The following is a 15,410-nucleotide window of genomic DNA, read 5'->3' on the forward strand; positions in this document are numbered from 1 at the left end:
TGCTAGGCAGTGGTGCTACAAGGAAGTGATGGTTTGTGTAATTATGCCACAGCTGCGCCCCGCACCAACGATCCGTCGACAGTTGCCGTTGTGTCGAGCCGATGCCTGGACGACACTGCTGGGCCTTCGGCGAGCGCTCATCGGGCAAGCCACCAGCAGTCGCTGCGGCACCAAATTCCGTGAGGAGAATGAAAATGAACAACGACAAGGACCAGTTGCGCACGGCCGCCCTTTTCTACCATCGCAATCCCAAGCCGGGCAAGATTTCACTGCAGCCGACCACGCAGCTCACCAATCAGTACGATCTTTCCATGGCCTACTCTCCCGGCGTCGCCGCGGCCTGTGAGGAGATCGTCGCCATTCCCGCGGAGGTCAGTACGCTGACGTCGCGCGCCAATCTGGTCGGCGTCATCACCAATGGCACAGCTGTCCTCGGCCTTGGCGCGATCGGTCCGCTGGCGGCGAAGCCGGTGATGGAAGGCAAGGCGGTCCTGTTCAAGAAGTTCGCGAATATCGACGTCTTCGACCTCGAGATCGAGGAACGGGATCCGGAGCGTCTGGTGGAGATCATTGCCTCGCTGGAGCCGACGTTTGGTGGTATCAACCTCGAGGACATCAAGGCACCGGAGTGCTTCTACGTCGAGAGGAAGCTGCGCGAACGGATGAAGATTCCGGTGTTTCATGACGACCAACACGGGACGGCGATCGTCGTCGGAGCCGCGATCCTCAATGGTCTGTTCCTGCAGGGCAAGGAACTCGATCAGGTGAAGGTGGTCACCTCGGGTGCCGGCGCTGCCGCGCTCGCCTGCCTTGACCTGCTCGTCATGCTCGGTATCCCGGTTGAGAACATCTGGGTGACCGACATCAAGGGGCTGGTCTACGCGGGGCGGGTCGAGGAGATGGATGAGATCAAGGGGCGCTACGCCAAGGAGACCGACGCGCGCACCCTGGGTGAAGTCATCGAGGGCGCCGACGTCTTCCTCGGCTTGTCGGCCGGAGGCGTTCTCAAGCCGGAGATGGTTGCCAGGATGGCGCCCAGGCCACTGGTCATGGCGCTCGCCAACCCCAACCCGGAAATCAGACCGGAAGAGGTCAAGGCGGTGCGTAGCGATGCGATCATCGCTACCGGTCGCTCCGACTATCCCAACCAGGTCAACAATGTGCTGTGTTTCCCCTTCATTTTCCGCGGCGCGCTCGACGTCGGGGCGAGCACGATCACGGAAGCGATGAAGCTGGCCGCTGTCAAGGCGATTGCCGAACTGGCGCGCGTCGAGCAGTCCGAGGTGGCAGCCAAGGCCTACGGTGAGCAGGTCGGCAACTTCGGTCCCGAATACCTGATTCCGAATCCATTCGACCCGCGCCTGATCGGCAAGATCGCGCCGGCGGTTGCCGAGGCGGCCATGGAATCCGGAGTCGCGACCCGGCCGATCAAGGACATCGATGCCTATCGGGAGAGTCTCGACGAATTCGTCTATCACTTCGGCCTGATCATGAAGCCAGTCTTCTCGCAGGCCAAGCAGGCACCCAGACGCATCGTCTTTGCCGAGGGGGGTGACGAGCGCGTCCTGCGTGCCGTACAGGTGATCGTCGACGAAGGGATCGCGAAGCCCATCCTGATTGGCCATCCCGGCGACATCGTCCGCAAGCTCGAGACGCTGAACCTGCGTGTGCGTCCGGGGACCGACTTCGAAATCGTTGCCGCCGACTACAGCGACTTCTTCGAGTCGCACTTCGAGCCTTACTGGAAAGAGTACCGGCGCCTTACCGAGCGCAAGGGGGTTTCAGCCGATTTTGCCAGGCGCGAGGTGCGCCGTCGGGCGACGCTGTTCGGTTCGCTGATGGTGCGCATGGGCGATGCCGACGGTCTGATTTGCGGCACCTTCGGTCGCCACGCCGTGCATCGCGAGTATGTCGAGAATGTCGTCGGTCTGGCACCCGGTGCCAGCAATCTCTATGCGATGAGCGTCCTGCTCCTGCCGGATCGTACGCTGTTCCTTGCCGATACCTACATCAACTACGATCCCTCCGCCGAACAGTTGGCGGACATGACCCTGCTGGCGGCCGAAGAAGTCCGCCGCTTTGGTGTGACGCCGCGCGTTGCTTTGCTGTCGCATTCGTCCTTTGGTACCGACAACACGCCGACGGCGCTGAAGATGCGCGCAGCGCTGCGCTTGTTGAAGGAGCGGGCGCCGCGCCTGGAAGTCGAGGGAGAAATGCACGGTGACGCCGCGCTCGACGACTCCATCCGGCAACGGGTCTTTCCCGGCGACGCTCGTCTCAAGGGGCAGGCCAACCTGCTCATCATGCCGACGCTGGACGCGGCCAACATCTCCTTCAACCTGCTCAAGATTGCCTCTGGCGACAACCTCACCATCGGACCCATCCTCCTCGGCGCCGCCCAGCCGGTGAACATCCTGACGGCTACGGCGACCGTGCGCAGGATCGTCAACATGACGGCGCTGACGGTCGTCGAGAAGCTCATGAACGAGCGCTGAGCAAGCCGGGAGGCCCGGAGCGGGCGCCGCGCGCTCCGGGCTGTGGGCCGCGGGAGCTGTCCGACGGACAGCACCGGTCCAGCCCCCGGGTTCGCGATCGCACACCGACGGGGGCCTATGCCACACGCCAAGACTGCCTTGATCCTCAGTGGAGGCGGCGCCCGTGCCGCGTATCAGGTGGGCGTCCTGCAGGCCATTCGCGAACTGCATGGCGATTCCAGCCGGAATCCCTTTCCCATTCTCTGTGGTACGTCGGCCGGCGCCGTCAACGCCGCGACCCTGGCTTGCCATGCCGGCAACTTCAGCGCTGCGGTAGACGCGCTGGTCGATGTCTGGCGCAACATGCACGCCAGTCAGATCTACCGGGCCGATCCCGTGGGGATGGGCGTGGCCGGTGCGCGCTGGTTGAGCGCCTTGCTGTTCGGCTGGGTAATCAGGCGCAGTCCGCAGGCGCTGCTCGACAATCAACCCTTACGGCGATTGCTCGAGCGGCAGCTGGATTTTCGCAGCATCGAGCGTTCGATTGCCAGGGGTTCGCTGTATGCGGTCAGCATCACGGCATCTGGTTATGCGACCGGTCACAGCGTCAGCTTCTTTCAGGCCCATCCCGAGGTGGCGACGTGGCGGCGGACGCAACGTACGGGCTGTCGAACACGCCTTTCGGTTGAACATCTGATGGCGTCAAGTGCGATTCCCTTCATTTTCCCGGCCGTACATCTCCATCGCGAGTATTTCGGCGACGGATCGATGCGCCAGCTGGCGCCGATCTCACCGGCAATCCATCTCGGGGCTGAGAAGGTTCTGATCATCGGGGTTGGTCAGGTGAGGGAAGTGTTGACGCGGCAAAGTTCGCGGCGCTACCCGACCCTGGCGCAGATTGCGGGGCATGCGCTGGCGTCGATTTTCCTCGACAGTCTGGCCGTGGATATCGAGCGGATGGAACGTATCAACCGCACCCTCTCCCAAATTCCGCAGTCATTGCGAGAGCAGGGCGACCTTCGCCTGCGTCCGGTGCACTCTCTTGTGATTTCTCCGTCCCAGCGTCTCGACGATCTGGCCGCACGGCATGCACATGCCCTGCCGTGGGCGGTAAGGACCCTGCTGCGCGGCCTGGGTGCCATGAATCGACGTGGCGGCGCACTGACCAGCTATCTCCTCTTCGAGCAGGCCTATACCGGTGCGTTGATCGATCTGGGCTACACGGACGCGATGGCGCGGCGAGACGACGTCACCGCATTTCTTGAACTGTGAATCTGTGAAGCCTCCTGATGTGCTACATTACATACTGTGCCTATCTCTCTATTTTTCTTCGTCTATGCTTCAGAAGTGATGGGCTGTTGTAGAATCGTTATGAACAAAATGTTGCAGGAGGCTTGCGATGCGGATTTCGTTGGGAGCAGCGGTGCTGTTGGGTGCCTTGGTCGGTACTGGCTTGACGTCGACCGATGTCGTGCGGGCGGCGGAGAAGACCAAAGGAAAGAGCGAACTTGCCAAGGGCAAGGCCGCTACGGCAGGGCAAAAGAGCGCAGCTCCGACGGTGGCCCAGAAAGGCAAGGGTCAGGCGCTGGTGCACAAGGGCGGGGTCGAGCCGGTTGCCCGCAAAGGAGCGACCAAACCCGTTGCCACGAGGAGCAAGACGGAGTCCGTCGCCGGGAAGGCCAAGTCGGCGCCTCTGGCGCGGCAGGGTGTTGCTGCTCCCGGCGTGAGCAAGGCAGCGCTCAGGGCCTCGAAGGCGGAGTCGGACCGTCTGGCGCAGAGCCATAAGGCTGCTGCCCTGTTGGAAAGCGGCGGCTACTCGCGTGGCGTGCAAAGGAAGAATCTGACCCGGGTCATCGCCGGCAACGTCGACCTTTGGCAGGATCCGGGCCAGTTGGCCGTACACTCGGGTTCGGCACTGGTCGTACCGCAGGACGGCGGCGAACCCCTGTACGAGAAGAACGCGCACGCGGTCGTGCCAATTGCGTCGATCACCAAGGTGATGACGGCGATGGTCGTGCTCGACAGCCAGCCCAACCTGCAGGCACCGATCACGATCAGCGACGACGACGTGGATTACCTGCGCGGCAGTCGTTCCCGCCTGCAGGTCGGTTCCGTCATCCCGCGCGAGACGGCTCTCCTGCTGGCGCTGATGTCCTCGGAGAACCGTGCTGCCAACGCGCTGGGCCGTCATTACCCCGGGGGCCTCACGGCCTTCGTCGCGGCGATGAACCGCAAGGCAGCGTCGCTGGGCATGACGCGAAGTCACTTCGAGGATCCGACCGGCCTCAACAGCAATAATGTTTCCACGGCCCACGACCTGGCACGGATGGTCGCTGCCGCGCACCGCTACCCCTTGATCCGCGAGTTCTCGACGACCTCAGGCGCGCGGGCGGAGATCAACGGTCGCGAGCTTGGTTTCCACAACACCAATCAGCTGGTCAGCAGTCCGACCTGGGAGATCGGCTTGTCGAAGACCGGCTACATTCAGGAGGCGGGGAAGTGTCTGGTCATGCAGGCGCGTGTCGCAGACAAGCCGGTGGTCATCGTCTTGCTCGATTCGGCCGGCAAGCAGACTCGTATCGGCGATGCCAATCGGATCAAGCGCTGGATGGAGAGCGCGTCGCTTTCAGGCCGGGGGCCAACCCGCGTTTGACGCGTTCCAGCTGATGGATGGCCACGCAATGTCGTGGCCATTTTTTTTCCCGGCGGCAAGGGTGCCGGTGTCAGCAAGCAGACGCGCTGCCTTGCGCGTGCCGGCAGGTCCAACCATCGATCAGCGACTCGGCTGCCTGGGTTACCAATCGTCGCAGCGGTCGAGACGGATGTGAGTCATTGCTCGATGGAATAAGCAAATGCACATCCAGGCTTTGTCGTTCTAAGACTCTTGGCTATAGTAGTCGTCTTCTCGTCCGGCATTCGATGGAGTCCCGCATGTTTCAAGTGATTCGCCAGCTGCTTGTAGCCCTTGCCGCCTTCCTCTTTGCAGGTTTGGCGCTGGCCCAGAGTGTCAGCCTCCTCAATGTCTCCTACGACGTGGCCCGTGATTTCTACAAGGACTACAACCCGATGTTCCAGAAGCACTGGAAAGCGGTTGCGGGGGAGACGATCGAGTTGAAACAGTCGCACGCCGGCTCGAGCAAGCAGGTGCGCGCGGTAGCCGACGGGCTGGACGCCGATGTGGTGACCATGAATCAGGCGTCCGACGTCGATTTTCTCGCCGAGAAGGGTCTGGTCGCCAAGGATTACGCCAGGAAGTTTCCGAACAATGCGTCCCCCTATACGTCGACGATGGTATTCATCGTCCGCAAGGGCAATCCAAAGGCACTCAGGGACTGGAGTGACGTCGTCAAGCCTGGCATCCAGGTTGTCCTGCCGCACCCCAAGAATACCGGTAACGGCCGCTATACCTACCTCGCTGCCTGGGGCTACGCACTCCGGCAGCCCGGCGGCAACGACCGAACGGCGCAGGATTTCGTCTCCCGGCTACTGAAGAATGCGCCGCTGTTCGCCGCTGGCGGGCGTGACGCGACGACCACCTTCATGCAGCGGAAGATTGGCGACGTGTTGATTTCCTTCGAGAGTGAGGCCGAGCTGATTGCTCGCGAGTTTGGCAAAGGCGAGTTCGAAGTGGTCTATCCTTCATTGTCCATCCTCACCGAGTTTCCCGTTGCCATCGTTGACAAGGTGGTCGACAAGAAAGGCACGCGCAAGCAGGCACAGGCTTACCTGGATTACCTGTGGTCGGCGGCCGGCCAGGAAAACGCCGCGCAGAACTACCTGCGACCGCGCGACGCGGAAATCCTCAGGAGGTACGCGGCCCAGTTTCCGGCGATCAGAACCTTCACCGTGGATGAAGTGTTTGGCGGCTGGGCCAAGGCCTCGTCGACGCACTTCAAGGACGGTGGCAGTTTCGACCAGATTTATCAACAAAAGTAGCCGCGGCCACTGCCGTCGAGTCTGCTGGCGGGCGAGCGCTGGCAATCGTCACCAACCGTTGCCCTAGCGAATCGTTTGATGCCTCTCCGCTCGCTCCGCCAAAAGGTGCTGCCCGGTTTCGGTCTGTCGCTCGGCTGCGCACTGGTGTATCTGTCGCTGCTGATTCTGTTACCGCTCTCCGGCCTGGCGTTCAAGGCGAGTCAGCTGAGCCTCTCCGAGTTCTGGGCGATCGCCAGTGGCGAACGGGCTCTCGCTTCGTACCGCGTCACTTTTGGTGCGTCCTTGCTGGCGGCGCTGATCAATGCCTTCTTTGGACTGATCGTCGCCTGGATCCTCGTGCGTTATTCGTTCCCGGGCAAGCGCCTCATCGATTCGCTGGTCGATTTGCCCTTTGCTTTGCCCACCGCCGTGGCCGGGATCACGCTGGCCACACTCTACGCCGGCAATGGCTGGATTGGCCGGCACCTCGAACCGCTGGGAGTCAAGGTGGCCTTTTCGCCGTTGGGGATCGTCGTCGCCCTGACCTTCATCGGTTTGCCATTCGTCGTTCGGACGCTGCAGCCGGTGATCGAGGATATCGAGCCGGAGATCGAGGAGGCGGCTGCAAGCCTTGGCGCCTCGCGCCTGCAGACCTTCCTCCGAGTCCTCTTGCCGGCGCTCTTGCCGGCGCTCCTGACCGGTTTCACGCTGGCCTTCTCGCGCTCGATCGGGGAATACGGCTCGGTGATCTTCATCGCCGGCAACATGCCCCTGATTTCGGAGATCACGCCGCTGTTGATCATTTCCAAGCTTGAACAATATGACGTCGTCGGCGCTACCGCACTGGCCATGGTCATGCTGATTATCTCGTTTGTCATGCTGCTGGCGGTAAACGCCCTGCAGTGGTGGGCTGCCAATCGCCACCAGGCACATGCCGCGAGCGCCGGCGAGCGCCGATGACCAAGCCAACCATGGGCCGTGCCAACGCCGAGCCGCGCTGGGTGCGCATGCTCCTGCTGAGCCTCGGGCTCGGCTTTCTCTTCTTGTTCCTTGCCTTGCCCTTGCTGGCGGTCTTTGTCGAGGCCCTCGCGGCGGGCTGGGCAGCCTACGCCGACGCTCTCAACGATCCGGAAGCACGCTCGGCGATTGGCCTGACGCTCTGCATCGCTCTTTTCGTTCTGCCCGGAAATCTGCTCTTCGGGATCGCTTCGGCGTGGGCGATCGCCAAGTTCGACTTCCGGGGCAAGAGTCTGCTGATTACGCTGATCGACCTGCCGTTCGCCGTTTCACCGGTGGTGGTCGGACTCGTCTTCCTGCTGATCTTTGGCGCACAGGGACTCTTCGGGCCATGGTTGGCGGCGCATGACATCAAGGTGGTATTCGCGCTGCCCGGCATGATTGTTGTCACGATGTTCATTACCTGTCCGTTTGTTGCGCGGGAGTTGATCCCGTTGATGCAGGCGCAGGGCAAGGAGGAGGAGGAGGCTGCCCTGTCGCTCGGGTCGACCGCTTGGCAGATGTTTTTCCGCGTCACGGTACCGAATATCAAGTGGGGTTTGCTGTACGGCGTGATTCTTGCCAATGCGCGCGCCATGGGCGAGTTCGGGGCCGTGTCGGTGGTTTCCGGCCATATCCGCGGGGAGACCAACACCTTGCCGTTGCACGTCGAGATCCTCTACAACGAGTACAACGCGGTCGGCGCCTTCGCCGCGGCCTCGGTGCTGGCGCTCCTGGCGCTGCTGACCTTGTTGGCCAAGGCGATCGTTGAATGGCGCATGCGCCGGGAAACGCGCATGCTGGCCGTGGCACTGCCGCCGGAAAGGCAGCGATGAGCGGCAATCTGCCGCCGCGGGAGGTGTCGTCCGCCGTCGGGCCATCCGCACGCTGTGCGTGCCACAGATTGGTGAGGTCACTTTCATGAGCATTGAAATACGCTCTATCGGCAAACGCTTTGGCAGTTTCGTGGCGCTTGAAAACGTCAACCTGCACGTTCCGACCGGGGAACTCGTTGCCCTCCTCGGTCCGTCGGGTTGCGGCAAGACGACGCTGCTGCGCATCATTGCGGGAATGGAGAGTGCCGATTGCGGGCAGGTGCTGTTTGCCGGCGAGGAGGCCACGCATCTGCATGCCCGCGATCGCAAGGTCGGCTTCGTCTTTCAGCATTACGCCCTGTTTCGCCACATGTCAGTGTTCGAGAACGTTGCTTTTGGACTGCGCGTCAAGCCGAGAAAGCTGCGTCCCGGCGAGCCCGAGATCAGACGACGCGTTGCGGAACTCCTGCAACTGGTTCAGCTCGACTGGCTTGCCGATCGCTATCCCTCGCAACTTTCGGGCGGCCAGCGTCAGCGCATTGCACTGGCGCGCGCACTCGCGGTCGAGCCAAGGGTCCTGTTGCTCGACGAGCCCTTCGGTGCGCTTGACACCAAGGTGCGCAAGGAACTGCGCCGCTGGTTGCGGCGCCTGCATGATGAACTGCATATCTCGAGCGTCTTCGTGACGCACGATCAGGAAGAAGCGTTGGAAGTCGCCGACCGGGTGGTGGTCATGAACCGGGGACGGATCGAACAGATCGGCACCCCAGATGAGGTTTACTCGAGTCCCGCGTCGCCGTTCGTTTATCAGTTTCTCGGCAACGTGAACGTTTTCCACAGCCGTGTGCACGGGGCCTGGGCGGAGGTCGGCCGTGTCCACACCGGCGCCGCGGCGGATGCCGAGGCGATGGCCTTCGTGCGGCCGCACGATATCGAGATCGAGCGTCATCCGGTGGCCGGCAGCCTGCAGGCCGACGTCCAGGAAGTGCACGCCATCGGACCGCGGGTACGCGTCGAACTCGCACATGCGTCGGAACTGATCGAAGTCGAGCTTACCCGCGAACGAGCTGCTGCCCTGGCACTCGTCAGAGGGCAACAGGTATGGCTCAAGCCGCGCCAGGTGCGCGTGTTTGCGACGCCGACAACGACGCTCGAAGAAGGCGGGTCGGGAATCTAGGCGAAATCGGGTCTTTCTGTTGGTTGCCGCTCGTGGCGACTCCTGGCAGCATCGCTTGATGACGAGTTGCCCAGCCGCTTTGTCTGGTAGGATGCGTCTCGATGCAAACGCTTCTTGCCATTAAATTCGTGACTTCGCTGGGGAGAGCGTTGGCTCTTTGCCTGTTGGCGGCAGTCCTCCTGGTCGCTGTCGCGCACGCCGAGACGGCTGAGCCGGTGATGGTCGCGATTGCCTATCCGGCGACGAGCCAGGACTCGATTCCGCGCGCTTCCCTGCGTGCCATCTTCGGCATGCTCCTGCAGAAGTGGCCGGGTGAGACGCCGACCAAGGTGTTCGTTCTCAGAGATGACGCCCCTGAGCATGCCACTTTCAGCAAGAGCGTACTGCAGGTGTTTCCGCACCAGTTGCGAATGGCCTGGGATCGGCAGGTCTTTTCGGGGCAGGGGCAGTATCCCGAGTCGGTCGGTTCGCTGCAGGAGATGCTGGCGCGTGTGGCATCCACGCCAGGAGCGATCGGCTACGCTAGGGCGAGCGAGGTCAATCAGAATGTGCGCGTACTCAAGATTCGCTAGGGCCGCATCGCGCATTGCCCTGACCGGCGGGTTGTCGCTCGCGTCCACGATTACGTGCGCGATGGACTTGCTCGACGGCAACTTTCAGGTACATGGATTCGCCTCGCTCACTCTGGTCAACACCAGCGACAACAATTTCTTCGGACAGAGTGACGACCAGGTCAGCAACAATTTTTCGGAGGTCGGCCTGAATGCATCGTGGCGGCTGACGCCAGGCCTGCAACTGTCGGCCGAAGTCCTCTCGCATCGGGCCGGCGGCACAGACGATGGTGGCGTGCGGCTCGATTACGGCCTGGTCGATTGGACTGCACTGTCGAGCGAGGAGGGGCGTGGCGGCATCCGTGTGGGACGCATCAAGACCGCCTACGGCTTGTACAATACGACGCGCGACGTTCCCTTCACCCGCCCCAGCATCATTCTGCCGCAATCGATCTACTTCGAGCGCACGCGCAATCTGACCGTATCGGCCGACGGTGCGGACATTTATGTCGAGCGCTACGGCGAAGCCGGTACTCTCTCCGCCAGCTTCGCCTACGGGCAGCCGCAGACCGATACCGATGCCGCTCTGGTGGCCCTGGTCGGCCTCAACCGTCCGGGTCATCTGGACTCCAGGCTGGCTCCCGACCTGCAGGTCATGTACGAGGGGTCGGGCGGCATGTATCGGCTGGCTGTTACGGCGACACGTCTTGACCTGCGCTACAAGCCCGGTCTCGGGGATCGGCTGCAGGCCGGGCGCTTCAAACTGACGCCGCTGATCCTCTCTGCCCAGTACAACGCCGAGACCTGGAGCCTGACCAGTGAGTACGCGTTCCGGCGCACCTCGGTCACCGACTTCGGCCCCTTCTTCTACAATGGCACGGCGGATGGACGAAGCTACTACCTGCAGGGGACCTACCGCTTGGCTCCGCAGTGGGAGGCGCTCGTACGTTACGACGCGTACTATGCCGATAACGATGATCGTAATGGCAAAGCCTTCGCTGCGGCAACCCGGCAACCGGGCTTTACACGCTTTGCCAAGGACTGGTCGGTTGGCCTGCGCTTCGACGTCACGCCGCAGTTCATGCTGCGGGTCGAGGCGCATCGCGTCGATGGTACGGGTTTCCTGGCCGTACAGGACAACCCCGACGCCCAGGCGCTGCGCCGTTACTGGGACAACGTCATGCTGCAGGGCTCGTTCCGCTTCTAGTCGCGCGTGATGCCGGAAAGTCCATCCCTGCCGAAGGCGCACAGCCGCTCCCGCTTCCTCAGTCTCAAGTGGAAAGTCCTGCTGACACTCGGGGGCGTCATGCTGTCGGTGAACGGGGCCTTGTCCTGGCTGCATTTCCACGATCTGACCAGCCGCTTCGAACTGCAACGGACGGCAACCCGCGAGCGTCTGATTGCCGAGGCCTTCGCCTTGCGCAGCGACTTCGGCTTGCGCCTGCAGGCGCTGGCCGGGATGCTCGCTGCCCTCGACTCCGTCGGCGTGAGCCTGTTCCAGACCACCGCCGGGAACGCGTTGCTGCGGCAGCACTTCGACAGCTACTGGCCGGTTCTGCAGCTTGATCTCGGGATCGATTGGCTGCAGGTGTATCCGCGGGCAGGTCCGCCGCTGGTGACCTGGAGTACCGTGGCCCTGGACGAGTTCACCGAGGAGGCGCGCGTCCGTGATGTCGTAGTGCAGGAACGTGCCATGCGCTGGACACGTTGCCGGGTTGTCTGTACCCAGTTTGCGGCGGCTCCCATCCTGTCTGCTGGCAGGGTTGCCGGGGCAGTCGTTCTGGGTAGTTCGCTGGCCGACGTGGTGGTGTCCTTCAATCGCTTGTCCGGCGCCGATCTCGGCGTCCTCATTGCGAAGGAGAGTGGGACGACAGGCTCGGCGGACGGGAAGCTGCTGCCCCGGCTGGGTTACCAGGTGCTCGGCCTCAGCGGTGCCGAACGCAACCTGCCGCTGCTCCAGGAGCTGACCGCATTGCCGGAACTGCCGGGTGGCGTGGCGTGGGTTCTGCTGTCGCATGCCGACCGGCAGTTCGAGTTGTCGTTCCTGGCGCTTGATGCCACCGATGGCGCTGCCGCCCCCGCCTTGCTGGTGGTCATCGACGACCTGACGCAGCCACTGGAGGACATTCGCAAGTCGGTGTGGAGCCGGCTGCAGGGGGAGCTGCTGGCTTCGCTGGTGTCGCTGTTGTTGCTGGCGTTGCTCGTGCATGCGCCCCTGCAGCGCATGACAAGGGCGGTGCGCGCCATTCCCCTGCTCGGCCGCAGTGCGTTCGCCGAGGCACGAACGCGCATTGCACCACGCGTCCGGCGACTCGTGGACGACGAGATCGACGGCCTCGACGAGGCGGCCACTGCCTTGTCGTATCGGCTGGAGACGCTGGAGAGGGATGTCGCGGCGCATTCTGCGGAGATGCAGGGAATGCTGCAGCGGATTTCCGTAGAGCGCGATTTCAGCCAGGGCCTTCTCGACACGGCGCAGGTCATCATTCTCACGCAGTACGCCGACGGCCGGATCCTGACCTTGAATCGCTACGGGCATCTGCTGTCCGGCTGGAGCACAGCGGAACTGATCGGCAAGCGCTTCGGCGATCTGCTTCGCCCGGACGAGTCGGCCGGTGCCGAGACGCGCCACGCGCTCGAGGAAATCGTGGCCGGCGATCGCCAGCACACGCAGCTCGAGTCGATTCTCGTCGGTGCAAACGGTGAGTCGTACGAAATCACCTGGAACCACTCTCGCCTGCCTGGTCGAATTGACGATGCGGTGGTCATTCTCTCGGTGGGAATCGATCATACCGAGCGCAAGCGTGCCGAGTCGCATGTCAGCTACCTGGCCGAGCACGACCCGCTGACCGGTCTGGTCAATCGACAGCATTTCCAGCATGAACTCGACAAGGCTTTGCTCAGCGCGCGTCGTCTGGCTCGTGACGGCGCGCTTCTCTATCTCGATCTGGATGGCTTCAAGTACGTGAACGATCTCAGCGGGCATCAGGCCGGCGATGCCCTGCTCAGAACCGTCGCCGATGAAGTCGCCAACGTGGCACGTTCGAGCGATCTGCTGGGGAGACTTGGCGGCGACGAACTGGGCGTCCTGCTGCACGAATGTGATCGCGATGGCGCGGTCCAGGTGGCGGAAAAGATCAACAAGCGACTCGCCGAAATCAGGTTCCCCGAACTGGCGGCGAGTCACCGAGTCTCGGCGAGCATCGGCATCGTCGTCTTTTCCGAGGCGACGATGGACGTCAAGCAGCTTCTTGCCAATGCCGACATTGCCATGTATCAGGCCAAGTCCAGGGGCGGCGCCGGCTGGCACATCTATTCCGAGGGCGAGGGTGTGCAGGAGAAGATGCAAAGCCGACTGCACTGGGAGGAGATGATCAACCGGTCGCTGCTGGATGAGGGGCTGCTTGTCTACTACCAGCCCATATTGGACATTCGTGCTCGTCAGGTCAGCCATTATGAGGCGCTGGTGCGCATGCGCAGTGCCGATGGTTCGATCATCCCGCCCGGACTGTTCATGGAAGTGGCCGAAGACAGTGGCCTGATCCGCGAGATCGATCGTCGCGTCATCCATCAGGTATTCGGCAAGATGCTGGCCTTGTTCGCGATCGGCAGGAGCTACAAGTTCTCGATCAATCTGTCGGGGGTCAGCATCAACGACGCCAGGCTGCTGTCGTTCATTCGCGACGAGCTTTCCCGCAGCCCGCTGCTGCCCAGCCATGTGGTCTTCGAAATCACGGAGACGGCTGCAGTTTCGGACTTCTCGGCCGCCCGCACCTTCATGAACGCCGTACGCGAACTCGGGTGTGCATTCTCCCTTGACGATTTCGGGGTCGGGTTTTCGTCGTTCAATTATGTCAAGCAGTTGCCCGTCGACTATGTCAAGATCGATGGCTCCTTCGTTCGCACCCTCGTTGACAGTCCCGATGATCAGGTCTTCGTGCGGGCGCTGGCCGAGGTGGCACGTGGTTTCGGCAAGAAGACCGTGGCCGAGTTCGTCGAAGACGAACGCGCTCTCAAGATGCTGCGCTCTTTTGGCGTCGACTATGCGCAGGGCTACTTCATCGGCAAGCCGGCGCCCGATATCGCCTGACCGGACGGCGCAGCGTGCCTGGTTGCGGCCGGGGAGGCCCGTGGTGCCGGTGCTATAATCGCCCGCTCACCTGCCACCACCCTTGCCTACCGTCTTTCGAGCATGGCGCTCTTCACCCTTGGCCTCAACCACCACACGGCACCACTCGCCGTTCGCGAGCAGGTGGCTTTCCATGTCGAACGTGTGCATCAGGCGCTTGGCGATCTCACACGCTGCAAGCCGGTTCACGAGGCGGCGATCCTCTCGACGTGCAACCGCACCGAAGTGTATTTCGCTACCGACGTGCCCGAGGCCGCGACTCAGTGGCTGCTCGACTATCATCATCTGGCACGCCACGAGCTTGAGCCGTACCTTTACACCTATCCCGAGCGCGATGCCGTGCGCCATGCCTTTCGCGTTGCCAGCGGTCTTGACTCGATGGTGCTTGGCGAGCCCCAGATCCTTGGCCAGATGAAGGAGGCCGTTCGCCTTGCCGAAGAAGCCGGGACGCTGGGGACGACCCTGCACAAGCTGTTCCAGCATTCCTTCGCCGTCGCCAAGGAGGTCCGCTCGACGACGGCGATTGGTGCCAACATCGTTTCGATGGCGGCTGCCGCCGTGCGTCTTGCCGAGCGCATCTTCGAGCGTATCGCCGATCAGAAGATTCTGTTCATCGGCGCAGGCGAGATGATCGACCTGTGCGCCAGGCATTTCGCGGCGCAGCACCCGAAACAGCTGGTCGTCGCCAACCGTACCGTCGAGCGTGGTCTTGTGCTGGCCGACAGGTTTGGCGGAACGGCGATCAAACTCGAGGAACTGGGCGAACGCCTGCCGCAGTTCGATATCGTCGTTTCATGCACCGCCAGTCCGCTGCCGATTCTTGGTCTCGGCATGGTCGAACGGGCCATCAAGGCGCGTCGTCACCGCCCGATGTTCATGGTCGATCTTGCGGTGCCGCGCGATATCGAGGTCGAGGTGGGCGAGATGGATGACGTGTTTCTGTATACGATCGATGACCTCGCACAGGTCGTCGAGTCGGGACTCGAATCGCGTCAGGCAGCCGTGGTGGATGCCGAGGCGATCATCGCCGAGCGGGTGGACGTCTTTCTGCGCTGGTTGGCAACGCGTGGTACAGTGCCGGTGATTCGCTCTCTCCGCGATGCCGCTGAACGTGCGCGCCGGCATGAGGTCGAGCACGCTCTCAAGTCGCTGGCCAAGGGCGAAGAGCCGGCGCGCGTGCTGGAGCATTTCTCGCACCGGCTGACCAACAAGTTCCTGCACGCGCCAACGCAGGCTCTGACTCAGGCCGACGCTGATCGGGACCAGTTCCAGGCCATCGTCTCGCGCTTGTTTCACCTGCATCCCGAGTCCCGCGTCGACGAGTAGCACATCCCGGCGCGGAAGACGGACTCG

Annotated in this window: 11 protein-coding genes; all 11 read left to right on the plus strand. The window is 62.6% G+C overall.

What is annotated here, in order from left to right; translation table 11 throughout:
- Window positions 1–194 precede the first annotated feature (194 nt).
- Complete coding sequence (locus CAP2UW1_RS03875; RefSeq protein ID WP_015765365.1) at window positions 195–2,495, plus strand: NADP-dependent malic enzyme; 2,301 nt, start codon at window positions 195–197, stop codon at window positions 2,493–2,495.
- Window positions 2,496–2,612: 117 nt separating this feature from the next.
- Window positions 2,613–3,746, plus strand: a complete 1,134-nt coding sequence (locus tag CAP2UW1_RS03880; RefSeq protein WP_015765366.1) for a patatin-like phospholipase family protein — start codon at window positions 2,613–2,615, stop codon at window positions 3,744–3,746.
- Window positions 3,747–3,873: 127 nt separating this feature from the next.
- Window positions 3,874–5,127 (plus strand): D-alanyl-D-alanine endopeptidase, encoded by a 1,254-nt coding sequence (pbpG, locus tag CAP2UW1_RS03885; RefSeq protein WP_015765367.1) that lies wholly within the window; start codon window positions 3,874–3,876, stop codon window positions 5,125–5,127.
- Between the two features lie 278 nt (window positions 5,128–5,405).
- Window positions 5,406–6,410: a sulfate ABC transporter substrate-binding protein gene (locus CAP2UW1_RS03890; protein ID WP_015765368.1), complete on the plus strand. Its 1,005-nt coding sequence runs from the start codon at window positions 5,406–5,408 to the stop codon at window positions 6,408–6,410.
- A gap of 78 nt (window positions 6,411–6,488) precedes the next feature.
- A complete protein-coding gene (gene cysT, locus CAP2UW1_RS03895; protein ID WP_015765369.1) occupies window positions 6,489–7,349 on the plus strand; it encodes a sulfate ABC transporter permease subunit CysT in 861 nt (286 codons plus the stop codon).
- Complete coding sequence (gene cysW, locus CAP2UW1_RS03900) at window positions 7,346–8,221, plus strand: sulfate ABC transporter permease subunit CysW (protein WP_015765370.1); 876 nt, start codon at window positions 7,346–7,348, stop codon at window positions 8,219–8,221. The genes cysT and cysW overlap by 4 nt, the downstream gene beginning before the upstream one ends.
- An 85-nt stretch (window positions 8,222–8,306) precedes the next feature.
- Complete coding sequence (locus CAP2UW1_RS03905) at window positions 8,307–9,377, plus strand: sulfate/molybdate ABC transporter ATP-binding protein (RefSeq protein ID WP_015765371.1); 1,071 nt, start codon at window positions 8,307–8,309, stop codon at window positions 9,375–9,377.
- 101 nt (window positions 9,378–9,478) lie between these two features.
- Window positions 9,479–9,949: a type 2 periplasmic-binding domain-containing protein gene (locus CAP2UW1_RS03910; RefSeq protein WP_015765372.1), complete on the plus strand. Its 471-nt coding sequence runs from the start codon at window positions 9,479–9,481 to the stop codon at window positions 9,947–9,949.
- A gap of 61 nt (window positions 9,950–10,010) precedes the next feature.
- Complete coding sequence (locus tag CAP2UW1_RS03915; RefSeq protein WP_049778513.1) at window positions 10,011–11,135, plus strand: TonB-dependent receptor; 1,125 nt, start codon at window positions 10,011–10,013, stop codon at window positions 11,133–11,135.
- 9 nt (window positions 11,136–11,144) lie between these two features.
- Complete coding sequence (locus CAP2UW1_RS03920) at window positions 11,145–14,018, plus strand: EAL domain-containing protein (RefSeq protein WP_015765374.1); 2,874 nt, start codon at window positions 11,145–11,147, stop codon at window positions 14,016–14,018.
- Window positions 14,019–14,120: 102 nt separating this feature from the next.
- Window positions 14,121–15,383, plus strand: coding sequence for a glutamyl-tRNA reductase (gene hemA / locus CAP2UW1_RS03925; protein WP_015765375.1), 1,263 nt, complete (start codon window positions 14,121–14,123; stop codon window positions 15,381–15,383).
- The last annotated feature ends 27 nt before the right edge of the window (window positions 15,384–15,410 follow it).

It is taken from the genome of Candidatus Accumulibacter phosphatis, assembly GCF_000024165.1.
In the GTDB taxonomy this organism is placed as follows: domain Bacteria; phylum Pseudomonadota; class Gammaproteobacteria; order Burkholderiales; family Rhodocyclaceae; genus Accumulibacter; species Accumulibacter phosphatis.

Coding starts and splice junctions, on each gene's coding strand:
- hemA (WP_015765375.1), top strand. CDS start 14,121: ATGGCGCTCTTCACCCTTGGCCTCAACCACCACACGGCACCACTCGCC.
- CAP2UW1_RS03890 (WP_015765368.1), top strand. CDS start 5,406: ATGTTTCAAGTGATTCGCCAGCTGCTTGTAGCCCTTGCCGCCTTCCTC.
- CAP2UW1_RS03920 (WP_015765374.1), top strand. CDS start 11,145: ATGCCGGAAAGTCCATCCCTGCCGAAGGCGCACAGCCGCTCCCGCTTC.
- CAP2UW1_RS03910 (WP_015765372.1), top strand. CDS start 9,479: ATGCAAACGCTTCTTGCCATTAAATTCGTGACTTCGCTGGGGAGAGCG.
- CAP2UW1_RS03915 (WP_049778513.1), top strand. CDS start 10,011: ATGGACTTGCTCGACGGCAACTTTCAGGTACATGGATTCGCCTCGCTC.
- CAP2UW1_RS03880 (WP_015765366.1), top strand. CDS start 2,613: ATGCCACACGCCAAGACTGCCTTGATCCTCAGTGGAGGCGGCGCCCGT.
- pbpG (WP_015765367.1), top strand. CDS start 3,874: ATGCGGATTTCGTTGGGAGCAGCGGTGCTGTTGGGTGCCTTGGTCGGT.
- cysW (WP_015765370.1), top strand. CDS start 7,346: ATGACCAAGCCAACCATGGGCCGTGCCAACGCCGAGCCGCGCTGGGTG.
- CAP2UW1_RS03905 (WP_015765371.1), top strand. CDS start 8,307: ATGAGCATTGAAATACGCTCTATCGGCAAACGCTTTGGCAGTTTCGTG.
- cysT (WP_015765369.1), top strand. CDS start 6,489: ATGCCTCTCCGCTCGCTCCGCCAAAAGGTGCTGCCCGGTTTCGGTCTG.
- CAP2UW1_RS03875 (WP_015765365.1), top strand. CDS start 195: ATGAACAACGACAAGGACCAGTTGCGCACGGCCGCCCTTTTCTACCAT.